This window comes from Yoonia vestfoldensis, assembly GCF_002158905.1.
GTDB lineage: Bacteria > Pseudomonadota > Alphaproteobacteria > Rhodobacterales > Rhodobacteraceae > Yoonia > Yoonia vestfoldensis_B.
On record NZ_CP021431.1, the window covers coordinates 2044858 to 2059235 of the forward strand.

The 14378-nt window shown below is 61.1% G+C and carries 13 protein-coding genes and 1 riboswitch; of the genes, 3 read left to right on the forward strand and 10 right to left on the reverse strand.

The genetic code is table 11. From position 1 onward, the window contains the following. Positions 1-35: 35 nt before the first annotated feature. The 6 genes from folE2 to LOKVESSMR4R_RS10145 form a co-directional block, all read right to left on the reverse strand. Entirely contained in the window at positions 36-1136 is a 1101-nt protein-coding gene (gene folE2, locus LOKVESSMR4R_RS10120; RefSeq protein ID WP_204248659.1) for a GTP cyclohydrolase FolE2, read from the reverse strand. 196 nt (positions 1137-1332) lie between these two features. Then, entirely contained in the window at positions 1333-2502 is a 1170-nt protein-coding gene (gene metZ / locus LOKVESSMR4R_RS10125; RefSeq protein ID WP_087213005.1) for an O-succinylhomoserine sulfhydrylase, read from the reverse strand. Positions 2503-2557: 55 nt separating this feature from the next. Continuing rightward, positions 2558-2635, reverse strand: a riboswitch (SAM riboswitch). A 45-nt stretch (positions 2636-2680) separates the two neighbouring features. Then, positions 2681-3292: an inner membrane-spanning protein YciB gene (locus LOKVESSMR4R_RS10130; RefSeq protein ID WP_087208059.1), complete on the reverse strand. Its 612-nt coding sequence runs from the start codon at positions 3290-3292 to the stop codon at positions 2681-2683. Between the two features lie 11 nt (positions 3293-3303). Next, positions 3304-4215, reverse strand: coding sequence for a DMT family transporter (locus LOKVESSMR4R_RS10135; protein ID WP_087208061.1), 912 nt, complete (start codon positions 4213-4215; stop codon positions 3304-3306). Positions 4216-4222: 7 nt separating this feature from the next. Further along, the gene (ftsY, locus tag LOKVESSMR4R_RS10140) at positions 4223-5194 is read right to left on the reverse strand and encodes a signal recognition particle-docking protein FtsY (RefSeq protein ID WP_087208063.1); all 972 of its coding nucleotides are present in this window, start codon (positions 5192-5194) and stop codon (positions 4223-4225) included. Between the two features lie 135 nt (positions 5195-5329). Then, complete coding sequence (locus LOKVESSMR4R_RS10145; RefSeq protein WP_087213008.1) at positions 5330-7015, reverse strand: NAD(P)H-dependent oxidoreductase subunit E; 1686 nt, start codon at positions 7013-7015, stop codon at positions 5330-5332. Positions 7016-7152: 137 nt separating this feature from the next. Here LOKVESSMR4R_RS10145 and LOKVESSMR4R_RS10150 point away from each other — a divergent pair, with 137 nt between their 5' ends. Then, positions 7153-7620, forward strand: coding sequence for a hypothetical protein (locus tag LOKVESSMR4R_RS10150; RefSeq protein WP_237331760.1), 468 nt, complete (start codon positions 7153-7155; stop codon positions 7618-7620). On the opposite strand, the gene xseA is transcribed toward LOKVESSMR4R_RS10150, so the two are convergent. Beyond that, the gene (gene xseA, locus LOKVESSMR4R_RS10155) at positions 7609-9108 is read right to left on the reverse strand and encodes an exodeoxyribonuclease VII large subunit (protein ID WP_087208065.1); all 1500 of its coding nucleotides are present in this window, start codon (positions 9106-9108) and stop codon (positions 7609-7611) included. The genes LOKVESSMR4R_RS10150 and xseA overlap by 12 nt on opposite strands. Before the next feature lie 127 nt (positions 9109-9235). On the opposite strand from xseA, the gene purD reads away from it, so the two are divergent. Beyond that, positions 9236-10498 (forward strand): phosphoribosylamine--glycine ligase, encoded by a 1263-nt coding sequence (purD, locus tag LOKVESSMR4R_RS10160; RefSeq protein ID WP_087208067.1) that lies wholly within the window; start codon positions 9236-9238, stop codon positions 10496-10498. Between the two features lie 220 nt (positions 10499-10718). Here the strand turns inward: purD and LOKVESSMR4R_RS10165 are convergent, their stop codons facing one another. Beyond that, entirely contained in the window at positions 10719-12104 is a 1386-nt protein-coding gene (locus LOKVESSMR4R_RS10165; protein ID WP_087208069.1) for a transposase, read from the reverse strand. A 293-nt stretch (positions 12105-12397) separates the two neighbouring features. Here LOKVESSMR4R_RS10165 and LOKVESSMR4R_RS10170 point away from each other — a divergent pair, with 293 nt between their 5' ends. Next, the gene (locus tag LOKVESSMR4R_RS10170) at positions 12398-13111 is read left to right on the forward strand and encodes a DNA helicase (protein WP_087208071.1); all 714 of its coding nucleotides are present in this window, start codon (positions 12398-12400) and stop codon (positions 13109-13111) included. Between the two features lie 214 nt (positions 13112-13325). On the opposite strand, the gene LOKVESSMR4R_RS10175 is transcribed toward LOKVESSMR4R_RS10170, so the two are convergent. Next, complete coding sequence (locus LOKVESSMR4R_RS10175) at positions 13326-13832, reverse strand: CarD family transcriptional regulator (RefSeq protein ID WP_040483067.1); 507 nt, start codon at positions 13830-13832, stop codon at positions 13326-13328. A gap of 192 nt (positions 13833-14024) precedes the next feature. Continuing rightward, entirely contained in the window at positions 14025-14360 is a 336-nt protein-coding gene (gene fdxA, locus LOKVESSMR4R_RS10180) for a ferredoxin FdxA (RefSeq protein WP_087208073.1), read from the reverse strand. Positions 14361-14378 lie beyond the last annotated feature (18 nt).

A 14378-nucleotide genomic window follows, 5' to 3' on the forward strand; every position in this document is an offset into this window, starting at 1 on the left:
GGTTGTAAGGTGGGTCAAGACCCACCCTACGCGCGTCATCCGACGTGAAACAGCGAGGCGAAAAGCCGCGGATCAAGGCTTTCGGCGGCAAAGGTCGGCCCTTCGGTCATGACCGAGACCGCGTCATGGCTGTGCAGGCTTTCCTGATGGCTGGCAATCACCCGGAAATCCGACACCAGCGGTTCCAGCTGCAATTGTTCGGTGAACAGGCGCGCGGCATCCTCGACAAAGATCGGATTGGCGGCGTTCAGCTCTGCAAAGGCCTGTTCATCCTCGCGCTTGACCATGACCTGCGTTTCGGTCGGCACCGCCGCACGGGCGCGGTCGATCAGATCTTCGAACCACAGGATCGGCCCATCCTCGACCAGCACCGAGATCCGCGCCACCGAGCGTTGCGAATGCGGCGTCGCCAATTGGCCGCGGAACTGGCGGGCATGTTCGGACAATTCGAGCGAACAGGGGCAGGTCGATGAATAGACATAATCCAGATGCACGATCTTTTTGCGCACCCCGGCGCTTTCGACCAATTCCAGCGCGATATCGTAATATTGATAGCCTGCCAGCCCCGAGCGCAGGCTTTGCACCTTCATCGGAAAGCTGAACCGCATCTGGATACGCGCATCAAAGCTGTCCAGATCGGATTTATAGGCATCCAACGCGCGTTCGATCACTTCGAAGCTAAAGGTTTCCTCGGCATGCTGGTAAAATGTCCGCATGATGCGCGACATGTTGATGCCCTTCTTTTCCGCCTCCAGCGACACGGTGCCGGTCACCGATGTTTCCAGCGTCAGATCGCCATTGTCGCGGGTGCGGAACCTTATGGGCAGACGAAAGTTGGAAATCCCGACATGCTGGATCTGCTGCTTGGCGCCGCGGATCAGGCTTGATGGCCCGTTCTGCAGGTCAGGCATCGAGGCTTTATAGGCCTCGTCCACCGCGAAATCCTCGGGATAGGCGCGGGCAAGGGCGGGGTAATGCGACACCTCTTGTCCGGGGATCAGACGCGACACCAAAGGGTCAAGCGTCGCCACTTCCTCGGGCGTGACATCACCGGCCCAGCGCCGCAACAGCGCAAGCGCCGCCTCGGCATCGGATCTGGTGGGCTGGCGATCCATGTCGCGTGCGTGGATATTCATATCGAGACCCTCTTGTCGTGCATCCGCCTTGCGAAGATGGCGCTGCTGCGGCGCATGTCCAGCCATGCTGCGGCAAAATTGTAACAAATCGGCACGAAGGTCAGACATCCCCACATCCCCTTTGCCGCAAAACGATCGGCACCCGCAGGTCAAGCCTGCCGGAAAAGGTCGCAAGATGCCAGCCTTGATCGCTGCTTTACCCGATTGCCGCGCGCAGATCGGCCAGCAGATCGGCCGGATCTTCCAGCCCGATGCTGCACCGGATCAACCCCGGTGTGATCCCCAGCGCGATCTTGGTCTCGGCATCCAGGCGTTGATGCGTTGTCGTCGCGGGATGGGTCACGATGGATTTCGCATCGCCCAGATTATTCGAGATCGTGAAGATTTCCAGCTGGTTCAGCAGCGCAAAGGCGGCCTCTTTGCTGCCCGCATCAATCGCCATCACCGTGCCGCCTGCCCCCATCTGCGCCATGGTCAGCGCATGTTGCGGATGATCGGCCAGACCGGGGTAGATCACCCGCAGCTTGCCATCCGCCACCAGCGCCTGCGCGATCTGCTGGGCGCTGGCCGCCTGCGCGCGCACCCGCAGATCCATCGTCTCTAACCCTTTGAGCATCAGCCAGGCGGTGAAAGGCGACATCGACCCGCCGGTATGTTTCATGAACGGCTCTACCGTGCCGCGGATGAAATCGCGCTTGCCAAGGATGATCCCGCCCAAGGCCCGCCCCTGCCCGTCGATATGTTTGGTCGCCGAATAGATCACCACATCCGCGCCCAAAGCCACCGCATCCGAAAACACCGGCGTCGAAAAGACATTATCCACCATCACCATGGCACCCTGCGCATGGGCCAAAGCGGCGACCGCCTTGATATCGACGACTTCCAGCGTCGGGTTGGAAATGCTTTCAAAGAACACCAGCTTGGTATCCGGCCGGATCGCGGCCTGCCATGCGGCCAGATCGGTGCCATCAACAAAGGTGACATCGACCCCGAAACGGGGCAGCACCTCTTGCAGGATGTAAAGGCACGACCCGAATAATGCGCGCGCAGAGACGACATGATCCCCCGCCCGCAGCATTGCGGCCAGCGCCCCGTGCACAGCCGCCATGCCAGAGGCGGTGGCAAAGCCATCCTCGGTCCCTTCCAGCGCGGCGATCCGGTCCTCGAACATCGCAACCGTCGGATTGCCGTAACGGGCATAGATGAATTCATCCTCCCCCGCCTTGATGAACCGCGCCTCGGCGGCTTCGGCGCTGTCATAGACAAAGCCCTGCGTCATGAAGATCGCTTCGCTGACCTCGCCATATTGGCTGCGCCGGATGCCGTGATGCACCGCCTTGGTGCGTTTGTTCCAGTCACTCATCATCTGCCCTCGCGCCCGCAGCGCATGAAAAAACCCCGACACCGGCAAGGTATCGGGGTCTGCAAAACCCGCCACCTTTTTAGCAGATTGTTTAACGTGGCCTGCAATCCGGAGACAAATCGCCACCCGCCTGACATAAGCCGCCGCCTTGGCCGCGTCAATGGGCAGCGCAGGGCCGGGTTCAGTCGCGCGATTGCTGCGGATCTTCGATCAGATATTTCTGCAAACCGATGATCTGGACCCACAAGAACAGGAACAAGACGACCGGAAAGGCGAATGTTTCCAGCTTGACCCAGGTTTCGGTCGATTGGGTGCGCCAGATGATTTCATTGGCGATGGCCAGCACGGCAAAGATGAAGGCCAGCCGCTTGGTAAAGATCATCCAGCCCGCGCGCTGCATCGGCAGGAATTCTTCCATCACGAATTGCAGATAGCTTTGCCCGCGCAACAACCCGATCCCCAATAGCCCCGCCATCGCGCCGTAAACGATGGTGGTTTTCATCTTGAAGAACCTCTCGTCGTTGAACCAGGCGGTCAGCCCGCCGAAAAAGATCACCATGAAGGCGGTGAAAATCTGCATCCGGCTCAGCTTGCCGGTCAAGGCCCATAAGATCCCCATCGCGACCAGCAGGATCGGCACAAAGACCAGCGCGGCGATGATGAAACCGGAATAATCCGTGCCGCCAAATGTATAGGTCTCGTCCTTGATGCGCAGGTAGATCAGGAAGAACGCCAGCGTCGGCCCCAGTTCCAGCACCTGTTTCAGGATCGGGTTGATCTGTCTTGCGGCCATCTTGATCTCCTTCAGCCCCCCATTTCCACGATCACGGCGCCCAAGGCAACCAATGTCATCAAGATCAACCGCCGCGGGCCGACCTTTTCGCGCAGGATGAACCAGCCGATCAAGGCGGCAAAGACGGTGGATGTTTCGCGCAGCACCGCCGCCTCGCCGACTTTGCCCACCATGGTGGCCAGCATCACGCCGCCGAAACTGACCCAAGCCACCAGCGCGCCGATCACCCCGCGCCACATCAGCGGGGCCAGCACCGGCGGCGCGGCCATCCGGCGATAGCGCAGCCATGCCAGCACCGGAAAATCCAGCGCCGTGACAAAGAAAAACCACGCCAGAAAGGTGAAAGGGTCCGGCGACTGCCGGATACCAAAGGCGTCATAGGTGGTATAGATCGCCACCAGCAGCCCGCCGATCAGCGCCCAGACCAGACCGGTCTGCATGGATTTCAAATCCCGCTTTTCCTCGCTCAGGTTGCGCAGCGCTAGCAGCAGGATACCCCCCGACAAAAACCCCACCCCAAGCCATTGCAGGGCTGAATAATGCTCGCCGAAAAACAGCGATGCCGCGATCACCGTGACCAGCGGGCCGGTGCCGCGCACGACCGGATAAACCACGGTAAAGGCCGCTTTTTCATAAGCCCGCGCCATGGCGAGCTTATAGCCGAAATGGATCACGACAGCGCCTGCAAGGATCAACGCGGTCGCCATATCCGGCCAAGGCACAAGGAATAACGCGATCGGTGCGGTCAACACCAGCAGCCAGAAATCAATCGCGCCCCGCGTCAGCCACGGGTCATGGCGACCCTTTTGCAAGGCCCCGAACACGGCATGCGCCAGCGCGGACACAAGCGCCAAGATAGTCGCCAGCCGCGCGCCCTCGGGCGTGCCTGCGATGCTGACCAACCATTGGCTGAGGTCGTTCAAAGCCCTGTCACAGCTCCAGCCCGACAAGGGCGGCGGCGAATTCTTCGGGGTCAAACGGCGCCAGATCGTCGATCTGTTCACCCACCCCGATCGCATGGATCGGCAGGCCGAACCGATCGGCCAAGGCCACCAGCACGCCACCTTTGGCGGTGCCGTCAAGCTTGGTCATCACCAGCCCCGAGACAGCGGCCAGTTCCTGAAACACCTTGACCTGTTGCAGCGCATTCTGCCCCGTCGTCGCATCCAGCACCAAAAGCGTGTTATGCGGCGCCTCGGGGTCTTTCTTGCGGATCACGCGGACGATCTTGGACAGCTCTTCCATCAAATCAGCACGGTTTTGCAACCGGCCTGCGGTGTCGATCATCAACAGATCAGCGCCATCCGCCTGCGCGCGTGTCATCGCATCATAGGCCAGGCTGGCCGGGTCGGACCCTTCGGGCGCGGTCAGCACCGGCACGCCTGCGCGCTCTCCCCAGACCTGCAATTGTTCGACCGCGGCGGCACGGAACGTATCACCGGCCGCGATCACGACATGTTTGCCCGCCGCACGAAACTGGCTGGCCAATTTGCCGATCGTCGTGGTCTTGCCCGATCCGTTGACCCCCACGACCAAAACCACCTGCGGTGTCTTGGCATAGATCGGCAAGGGGCGTGCGACAGGCTCCATGATCCGGACCACCTCGGCCATCAGCAGGCGCTTGACCTCCGCGACCGACAGCCGCGTGCCGCGATGGCCTTCGGCAATATTGGCAATAACGCGCTGCGCGGTCTCGACACCCATATCGGCGGCGATCAGCAGATCCTCCAGCTCTTCAAGCATGGTATCGTCAAGACTGCGGCGCTGGACATCCGTATCGGTAAAAAGCCGCCCGATCAGGCCGGGTTTCGGCGCAGGCTCTGCGACAATCGCATCAAGGCCCGCGTCGATCTTGGCCGAGGATTTGAACATCCTCTCTTTGAGCTTGCTGAAGAACGCCATCACAACAGCCTTTCATGACTTCTGGGCCAAGACCTAGCCACTAAGTCAGCGATTGAAAAGACCAGGCCCCCCCATCTTCCGAGCATAAATATCCCCGCGCGGAGCGCCGCAACTGCGGCACAGCCGCAGGCCGCCTCAGATCTCGTCGCTGAAATGGCGCATGACCAGCCGGATCGGATTGGGCGCCGACTGCCCCAGCCCGCAGATCGATGCATCCGCCATCGCGGTACACAGATCGCCCAGCAAGGCGCGGTCCCATTCCGGGGCCTGCATCAGCTGCACTGCTTTCTGGCACCCCACACGGCAAGGCGTGCATTGCCCGCAGCTTTCATCCTCGAAAAACCGCAGCATGTTCAGCGCGGCATCGCGGGCGCGGTCTTGCTGGGACAGCACCACAACCGCAGCCGAGCCGATGAATGTGTCATGCGGCTGCAATGTGTCGAAATCCAGCGGCACATCATCCAGGCTTGCAGGCAACAGCCCCGATGACGGCCCGCCCGGTTGATAGGCTTTGAACAGATGGCCCGCCGCCATGCCACCGGCCGCCGCGATGATATCCATGATCGTCGATCCCGCAGGCAGGACATAGATCCCCGGCTGCGCCACCCGCCCGGACACCGAATAGGATCGCAAGCCTTTGCGCCCGTTCTTTTCCACGCCGTTCAGGATCTCGGGCCCTTCGCGGCAGATCCGCGCCACCCAAAGCAGGGTTTCCACATTATGCACCAGCGTCGGGCGGCCAAAAAGCCCGACCTCGGCCACGAAAGGCGGGCGGTGGCGGGGGATGCCGCGCTTGCCCTCGATGCTTTCGATCATCGCCGATTCCTCGCCGCAGATATAGGCACCCGCGCCGCGCCGCAGGTCGATATAGCCGGGGCTGACGATCCCCGCCGCTTCCAATGCGGCGATCTCGCGGCGCAACAAGGCCAGCACGGCGGGATATTCATCGCGCATATAGATGAAACAGGTTTCCGCCTCGATGGCCCAGGCGGCGATCAGCATGCCTTCCAGAAACACATGCGGCGTGCGTTCCAGGTAATAGCGGTCCTTGAACGTGCCGGGCTCGCCTTCATCGCCGTTCACGGCCAGATAACGCGGTCCGGGATTGCCGCGCACGAAACCCCATTTGCGCCCCGATGGAAAGCCTGCACCGCCCAAGCCGCGCAGCCCAGAGGCCAGCACCAATTCCTGCACCGCCTGCCAGTCACCATCCGCGCGCAAGCGTTCCAGCACCGCATAGCCGCCATCGGCGCAATAAGCGGCCAGGGTCTGGTAATCGGGCAGATGCGCATGGATATCACCCGCCGCAATCGCCGCCTGCACCTTGGCGGGCGTCGCATGGTCGATGTGGTGATGCCCGATTTCCAGCACGGGGGCGGTGTCACAGCGCCCCATGCAAGGCGCGCGCAGCACGCGGACCTCGGCCGGGTCCAGCCCCTGCTCGAGCGCGGCTTTCAGCGCCTGCGCACCGGCCAGTTCGCACGACAGGCTGTCGCAGACCCGGATCGTCAGGGCGGGGGGCGGTGTTTCGCCTTCTTTGACCACGTCGAAATGGGCATAAAAGGTCGCGACCTCATAGACCTCGGCCTGTGACAGGCGCATTTCCTCGGCCAGCGCCCGCAGATGGGCGGCAGAGAGATGGCCGTGGGCATCCTGCACCAGATGCAGGAATTCGATCAGCAGGTCCCGGCGGCGCGGCCTGTCGCCCAGCAAGGCGCGGATATCGCCCAAGGCCGCATCCTCTAGCTGCCGCCCCTTGGTGGTATGCCGTCCCTTGCCTTTACCGGATTTCCAGATGCCGTCTTGGTTGTCCTTGGCCATGCCCATATTCCCCGCTTTTGGCGCAGCATAGCCCGCGCCCGTCGTGCAAACCACGCAAAAGCGACGCCCCAAGGGCCAAAGCACGCAGCCCTGCGGTTTCGCTTCATTGCGCGCCCCCGCCGTGCTAATCACGCGCTATGACCCGCCCGCTGCCTCTTGCCCCGCGCCGATATCGCCCCTGTGGATACCAATCAACCTTGCGCCCTGCGGCGGCTGCCGTGCTGGGGGCCTGTCTGCTGGCTTTGCTGCCCGCGCCTGAGGCCAAGGCACAAGACAAGATGACCGGCGATGCATTTGACGCCCATGTCACCGGCCGCACGATTACCTTTCGCACCGAAACCATCGCGCGTTACGGGATCGAGGCCTATCTGACCGGCCGCCGTGTCATGTGGTCGGCCTTTGACGGCAGCTGCATGTTCGGCATCTGGTATGAAAGCGAGGGCGATATCTGCTTTCTCTATGAGGACGACCCCGAACCCAAATGCTGGGCCACCTATTTGCAGGATGGCAAGATCCGGGCGGAATTCAGCAATATTCCTGATGGCACCGTGATCTATGAAACCGATGCCGATGAACCGCTGATCTGCAACGATCTATCGTCCTGAGCGTACAGCGACCCGCCCATCGGCGAATTGGATTTCCAGATGGTCGGCCTTGGCCGCCGTCGCCTGATCGGTGACCAGCAGATCGCCCGCACGCACCACCGCATAGCCGCGTTTGAGCGTTTCCATATAGCCCAAGGTTTCGCGCAGCCGGTCAAGCGCGGCAAGGCGCGCCGTGCGTTCAGCCTGTTGCCGCGTGGCGCGGTCCGACAAGCGGCGCAGCAGCATGGCCAGCCTTTCGCCCTGCCGGTCCAGCCGGGCCTGCACCAGATCAGCCCGCAGCCCGCGCCCTGCCCTGTCCAGTGCCAGGCCCGCATCACGGGTCCGGCGCTGCAAGGCGGGGGCGAGCCTGTCGGACAGCGCTGTCAGCCGCCTGCGATCCTCGGCCAAGCGACGTTGCAGGATGGCCGGGCGCAATGCGGCATCGCTGAGTTGCAGACGCTTTTGCGCGGCGGCCTGCCGCAGGGCCGCGGGCAGGCGGTCGGACAGGTAATCCAGCCGCTGGCGTGGCCCGTCGACCAGCGTCTCCACCTGCGGCAAGGCGCGCGCCAGATCGCGCAGGCGCTGGCGGCGGATTTGCAGATTGTTGGACAAGGCGCGCACCAGCCGCGCGCCTTGCTGGTCGATCAGGGCCATCAGTTCAATGCGCACCGGCACCGCCAGTTCGGCCGCCGCCGTCGGCGTCGGGGCGCGCCGGTCAGCCGCGAAATCAATCAGCGTCGTGTCGGTTTCATGGCCCACGGCAGAGATCAGCGGAATATCCGATGCCGCCGCCGCGCGCACGACGATTTCCTCGTTGAACCCCCAAAGATCCTCGAGCGAGCCACCGCCCCGCGCCACGATGATCAGATCAGGGCGCGGCAGCGCGCCACCCGGCGTCAGGCGGTTGAAACCGGCGATGGCGGCGGCAACCTCGGCTGCGCATTTCTGGCCCTGCACGGCGACCGGCCAGACCAGCACCTTGCGCGGGAAACGGTCGCGCAGGCGGTGCAGGATGTCGCGGATCACCGCCCCCGAGGGCGATGTGACGACGCCGATGATTTCAGGCAGATAGGGCAGCGGTTTCTTGCGCGCGGTGTCAAACAACCCCTCGCCCGCCAGCTGCGCACGCCGCTTTTCCAGCATCGCCATCAAGGCACCGGCACCGGCGGGGGCGATATCCTCGATGATCATCTGGTATTTCGACTGGCCGGGAAAGGTGGTCAGCTTGCCGGTGGCGATGACCTCCATCCCTTCCTCGGGGCGGTGGGCCAAGCCAGCGGCGCGGCCTTTCCAGATAATACCCGACAGGACCGCGCGGTCATCTTTGAGATCCAGATAGATATGGCCCGATGCGGGCCGCGAAATCCGCCCCAATTCGCCGCGCACGCGGATATGGGCAAAGCCGCCCTCGATGGTCTTCTTGACCGCGCCAGAGATTTCAGAGACGGAAAATTCGGGCGTGTTATCGGCGCTTGGCTCGGCCGGGCCGTCGTCGAATAAATCCATCATCGGGGTGATCCTTGCGCAGTTTGGGACGCACCCTAAGATGCCATCGCCCAAAGGCCAAGCCCGGCCTTGTGATCTGCGCCATCCCTGACTAAGACCGCGGCAAGTTTTCAAAGGCGGAGAGACGGTGATGAACATCCTCATTCTGGGCAGCGGCGGGCGCGAACATAGTCTGGCTTGGGCGATCAAGCAGAACCCCAAATGCGACCGGCTGATCGTGGCACCGGGCAATGCAGGCATCGCGCAGATCGCCGATTGCGCCGATCTCAACATTCTTGATGGCGATGTCGTGGCGAATTTCGTCGCGGAAAATACCATCGACTTTGTCATTATCGGCCCCGAAGGCCCGCTGGCCGCCGGTGTCGCAGACCGTTTGCGCCGCACCGGCACGCTGGTCTTTGGCCCGTCGCAGGCCGCCGCCCAGCTGGAGGCATCGAAATCATTCACCAAGGCGATCTGCGATGCAGCAGCTGCGCCCACCGCCCTCTATGCCCGTTTCACCGAGGCCGCCCCCGCCCGCGCCTATGTGCAGGCCCAAGGCGCGCCCATCGTGATCAAGGCTGACGGTCTGGCCGCAGGCAAAGGTGTCACCGTCGCGATGACATTGGACGAGGCACTGGCCGCCCTTGACCATATGTTCGACGGCAGTTTCGGCCCCGCAGGCACCGCCGTGGTGATCGAGGAATTCATGGAAGGCGAAGAAGCCTCGTTCTTTGTGCTTTGCGATGGCAAGACCATCCTGCCTGTGGGCACAGCCCAGGACCACAAACGCGCCTTTGACGGCGATCAAGGGCCGAACACCGGCGGCATGGGCGCCTATTCGCCCGCCCCGGTGATGACGGATGAGGTCACGCAAAAAGCGCTGCGCGAAATCATCCAGCCCACGATGGATGAAATGGCGCGCCGCGGCACCCCGTTTCAAGGCGTGCTGTTCTGCGGGCTGATGATCGAAAACGGCCAGCCACGGCTGGTGGAATATAACGTCCGCTTCGGTGACCCCGAATGCCAGGTGCTGATGATGCGCCTTGGCGGGCAGGTGCTGGACCTGCTGCAAGCCTGCGCCGAGCAGCGCCTGCACGAGGTCAGCGTGAACTGGGCCGATGACCATGCGCTGACCATCGTCATGGCGGCCAATGGCTATCCGGGCGATTACGCCAAGGGCAGCGTGATCGGCGGGCTGGATGCGCAGCTAGAGGATAGTTTCCACATGGTGTTCCATGCCGGGACCAAGCGCGCGGACGGCCAATATCAGGCCAATGGCGGGCGGGTGCTGAACATCACCGCGCGCGGCGCGACACTGGCCGAGGCGCATGAACAGGCCTATGCCATGGCGCAAGGCATTGACTGGCCGGGCGGGTTTTACAGGTCGGATATCGGCTGGCGGGCGTTGTGACGGGGGACGGGGTTGGGTTTTGACGTCGTTTCAAGGCTAACCCTGTCGCGTGACGGCCAGACGGGTGGCGTGAGCATCGCGTGAAGCACTGACCTGAATTGAACAGCGAGTCCTTGGCGCAAATCGCAGCGAACGGTGGGAATGAGCCGATTCTGTGGAAAAACACCGTGTTGCTGGTGCAGAAATTAGCGGTCTGAACAGGGCGCGAGCGCCTTTCTTATCAGGCTTTGCGCGTTTGCTGCGGTGCAGGAAAGATCTTGGCTAGTTTGCGGAGGTTTTGGGCGGTTGCGGCGAGGAGAAATTCGTCATTTGCACCGTTCGGGCCGCGCAATCGGAGTCTGCCCAACCCGAGAATACGTTTGAGATGGGCGAAGAGCATTTCCACCTTCTTTCTGAGCCGCATCGAGATGACGTATTGCTTGGTCTTGGCAATGTCGCGGGCGACCTGACGGGCGTCTTCGTGTTCTTCGCGCGTGATGGAGCGGAAGTCGGCATTTGGGCAGCATTTCGCTTTTGAGGGGCAAGCTTGGCACGTCAGTTTCAGGGCGCGATATTTGGCGACACCTTTGCCGTCCGGGCCTCTGTTTGGATCAGAATAGTTGCGGCGGAATTGCTTGAGGGCTTCGCCTTCGGGGCAGATGTATTGGTTGTTGTCAGCGTCCCATTCGAAATCAGCGCGGCTCCAGGTGCCGTCTGTCCGGCCTGCCTTATCAATGACGGGGATATGTGGCGCGATCTTGCGATCCACAAGCCAGCCCAGCATCGGGCCGGAGCCGTATGCCGTGTCCGCGATGATGCGCTCGGGATGCAGATCGAACGTGTCTTTGACACGGTCCAGCATCGTGCGCACGGACCCGACCTCGGCCTGCCGGATCGACCTGGTCGCCTCGACATCGACGATCACGGCGTGGTCGGTATCGATCAGGTAGTTGGTGGAATAGGCAAAGAATGCTGGGCCCTTGCGCGCTGCCGTCCACTGGCTGGACGGGTCGGAGTGGGACGTGAACTTGGGCTCGACGGTCGTGGCCGCGCCAAAGGCTGCATCATCCAGAACCTCCAGATATTCCCGAACTGCGCGTGGCGCATCATCCGGATCGATGGTTGACGGGTTCCAGCCTTCCTTCGCGGTCGAGTTCTGCTTGTTGGCATCGGCCTCGATCAGGCTGGCATCCGCCGCAAAGCGTTGGCCGCTGACCAGACCCTCTGCAATGCACCGCGCCACAGTCGTCTCGAATAGGTGGCGCAGCAGGTCGCTGTCGCGGAAACGGCCATGGCGGTTCTTGGAGAAGGTCGAGTGATCCGGCACACGGTCCGCCAGATCGAGGCGGCAAAACCACCGATAGGCGAGGTTCAGATGCACCTCTTCGCAAAGCCGCCGCTCGGACCGGATTCCCAAGCAATACCCCACCAACAGCATGCGGATCAGCAACTCGGGATCAATCGAAGGGCGGCCTGTGTTGCTGTAGAACGGAGCCAAGTGATGCCGGATACCGGACAGATCGACGAAGCGGTCGATCGAACGCAATAAGTGATCCTGAGGAACGTGACCCTCGATCGAGAACTCGTAAAACAACGCGCCTTGCGCCTCTTGCTTCGGTCCCAACATCGCAGTTCCCCCCGTATCATACGAGGAATTGAATCAGCGACAGGCACCCAAATCAACAAGAGTTTTTCAACGGAATAAGCCCAACTCGAGCATTCGACAGCGTGCAGCGAATGACCGAAACCCGATTGAGTTTTCCAAGCGATCAAGATAACTTCTGATGGTGGCCTTGCTCGGGCCTCCCCCCTCCACTGGGGCAGCATATGTCATGCGGAGCGACACCACTTCGAATCTAACCTGTTCGAGCACGCGCATAAGGAGGGATTGCGAAGACCGCTCGTAGAAGGGGGTTCAAGATGAGACTGTCATCACCAATCTACGCACTTAAGCGTCAAGCAAAATTGCTGGCACGCCACACCAATATCAAGCTCCACGAGGCACTCAATCAAATTGCCACCAAAGAGGGCTTCAGTGATTGGAGCCACTTGGCGTCCAGCTACTCCAAAGCGACACCAGCCAAGGAAATCATGAGCCAGCTCAATCCAGGCGATATGGTGCTGATCGGTGCGCGTCCCGGCCACGGCAAGACCCTTCTCGGGTTAGAGTTGGCCGCATTGGCTAAGAAAAACAAGCGCATAGGCTATGTTTTCTCGCTCGACTACAATGACAAGGATGTGTGGGATCGGTATGAAAAACTAGGTTTAGACGTAAAGGAAAGTGACGGCCCAATCGTCGTTGATACCTCTGACGTTATTTGTGCGGCTCACATCATTGAACGCCTCGCGACTACACCGGATCGCGCATTCATCGTTGTCGATTACTTGCAGCTTTTGGATCAAAAGCGCAGCAATCCCCCGCTGGAAGAACAAGTCCGGGCGCTGAAGAATTTTGCCATCGAATATGGAGCAGTTGTGGTTTTGATTTCCCAAATCGACCGCGCTTTTGAGCTATCGTCCAGCACCATGCCGACTCTTGCAGACATCCGGTTGCCAAATCCCCTCGACCTGTCGCTTTTCGACAAAAAGTGCTTCCTACATGACGGCCAAATACAGATAGAGATGGCAGCATAACCTCACTCGAACTTGCTTTGCGGACGTTCGTTGAAGGTCCGCTCCGTCCCACGCACCCGACCTTCATGCACGCTATTCTCAAGGTGCGATCTGGCATCCGGATACATGACGATTCAGCCAGTTTTACCCGCCAGACGGCACGGAAGACGCCTCAAGATATGCCATAAAAAAAGCCGCGCTCTCTGGCGCGGCTTTTTCCTCATTTCACATCCGCTTAAGCGGCACGCCCCACCAGAACGGACCCGATCTGCGCGGCGGCCGCATTCTCGTCATCGCCTGCAACGGCGGCGAATTCGCGGGTCAGGCGTTCAAGCGCGGCTTCGTAAAGCTGACGCTCGGAATAGCTTTGCTCGCGCTGGTCGTCTTGGCGGTGCAGGTCGCGCACGACTTCGGCGATGGCGATCAGGTCGCCGGAATTGATCTTTTGCTCGTATTCCTGCGCCCGGCGCGACCACATGGCCTTTTTGACCTTGGCCTTGCCGCGCAGGGTTTTCAGCGCGTGATTGACGACGTCAGGTGTCGCCAGCGCGCGCATGCCCACATCGGTGGCCTTATGGGTCGGCACCCGCAGGGTCATCTTGTCCTTTTCAAAGGCGATCACGAACATTTCCAGCTCGAACCCGGCCACTTCTTGCGTTTCGACAGAGACGATCTTGCCCACGCCATGCGCCGGATAGACGACAAACTGGTCGGGGCTGAATTCGCTTTTCTTCTTGGTCATGATTGTCCTTTCATGGCAATCCGGCACGTCAGGCGACAAAAAACCGTCGGTAACAAGCGTCACCGGCGGGTTAAGACGTATGGGCAGGATCACATCATTCGCGTCATTGAGGGGAATCATACCACAAAAACGCGCGCTTCGGAAGCATCCCTGCGCATGACGCAGCAATGCTTTGTTATCAGGGGTTTACCCTTAGCCGCCTTCGCCGGGGGCCTCGGAAAACAGATCCAGCTTGCCGGGCTTGCCATCCATGTCTTCGGCGCCGGGCAGCGGGTCTTTCTTGGTGATGATGACCGGCCACATTTCCGAGTATTTGCGGTTGAACTCGACCCATTTTTCCATGTCGGGTTCGGTGTCGGGCCGGATCGCATCGGCGGGGCATTCGGGTTCACAGACGCCGCAATCGATACATTCATCGGGATGGATCACCAGCATGTTCTCGCCCTCGTAGAAACAATCGACGGGACACACCTCGACGCAGTCGGTGTATTTGCAGGCGATACAATTGTCGTTGACGATATAGGTCATGGGGTCATCCGTAGTTCT

What these genes read in the sequence shown, in the direction of transcription:
- LOKVESSMR4R_RS10165 (WP_087208069.1), bottom strand. Translation starts at nt 12,104, where the DNA reads ATGTTGGGACCGAAGCAAGAGGCGCAAGGCGCGTTGTTTTACGAGTTC.
- ftsY (WP_087208063.1), bottom strand. Translation starts at nt 5,194, where the DNA reads ATGGCGTTCTTCAGCAAGCTCAAAGAGAGGATGTTCAAATCCTCGGCC.
- LOKVESSMR4R_RS10170 (WP_087208071.1), top strand. Translation starts at nt 12,398, where the DNA reads ATGAGACTGTCATCACCAATCTACGCACTTAAGCGTCAAGCAAAATTG.
- LOKVESSMR4R_RS10145 (WP_087213008.1), bottom strand. Translation starts at nt 7,015, where the DNA reads ATGGCCAAGGACAACCAAGACGGCATCTGGAAATCCGGTAAAGGCAAG.
- metZ (WP_087213005.1), bottom strand. Translation starts at nt 2,502, where the DNA reads ATGATGAGTGACTGGAACAAACGCACCAAGGCGGTGCATCACGGCATC.
- folE2 (WP_204248659.1), bottom strand. Translation starts at nt 1,136, where the DNA reads ATGAATATCCACGCACGCGACATGGATCGCCAGCCCACCAGATCCGAT.
- fdxA (WP_087208073.1), bottom strand. Translation starts at nt 14,360, where the DNA reads ATGACCTATATCGTCAACGACAATTGTATCGCCTGCAAATACACCGAC.
- xseA (WP_087208065.1), bottom strand. Translation starts at nt 9,108, where the DNA reads ATGATGGATTTATTCGACGACGGCCCGGCCGAGCCAAGCGCCGATAAC.
- LOKVESSMR4R_RS10150 (WP_237331760.1), top strand. Translation starts at nt 7,153, where the DNA reads ATGACCCGCCCGCTGCCTCTTGCCCCGCGCCGATATCGCCCCTGTGGA.
- purD (WP_087208067.1), top strand. Translation starts at nt 9,236, where the DNA reads ATGAACATCCTCATTCTGGGCAGCGGCGGGCGCGAACATAGTCTGGCT.
- LOKVESSMR4R_RS10175 (WP_040483067.1), bottom strand. Translation starts at nt 13,832, where the DNA reads ATGACCAAGAAGAAAAGCGAATTCAGCCCCGACCAGTTTGTCGTCTAT.
- LOKVESSMR4R_RS10130 (WP_087208059.1), bottom strand. Translation starts at nt 3,292, where the DNA reads ATGGCCGCAAGACAGATCAACCCGATCCTGAAACAGGTGCTGGAACTG.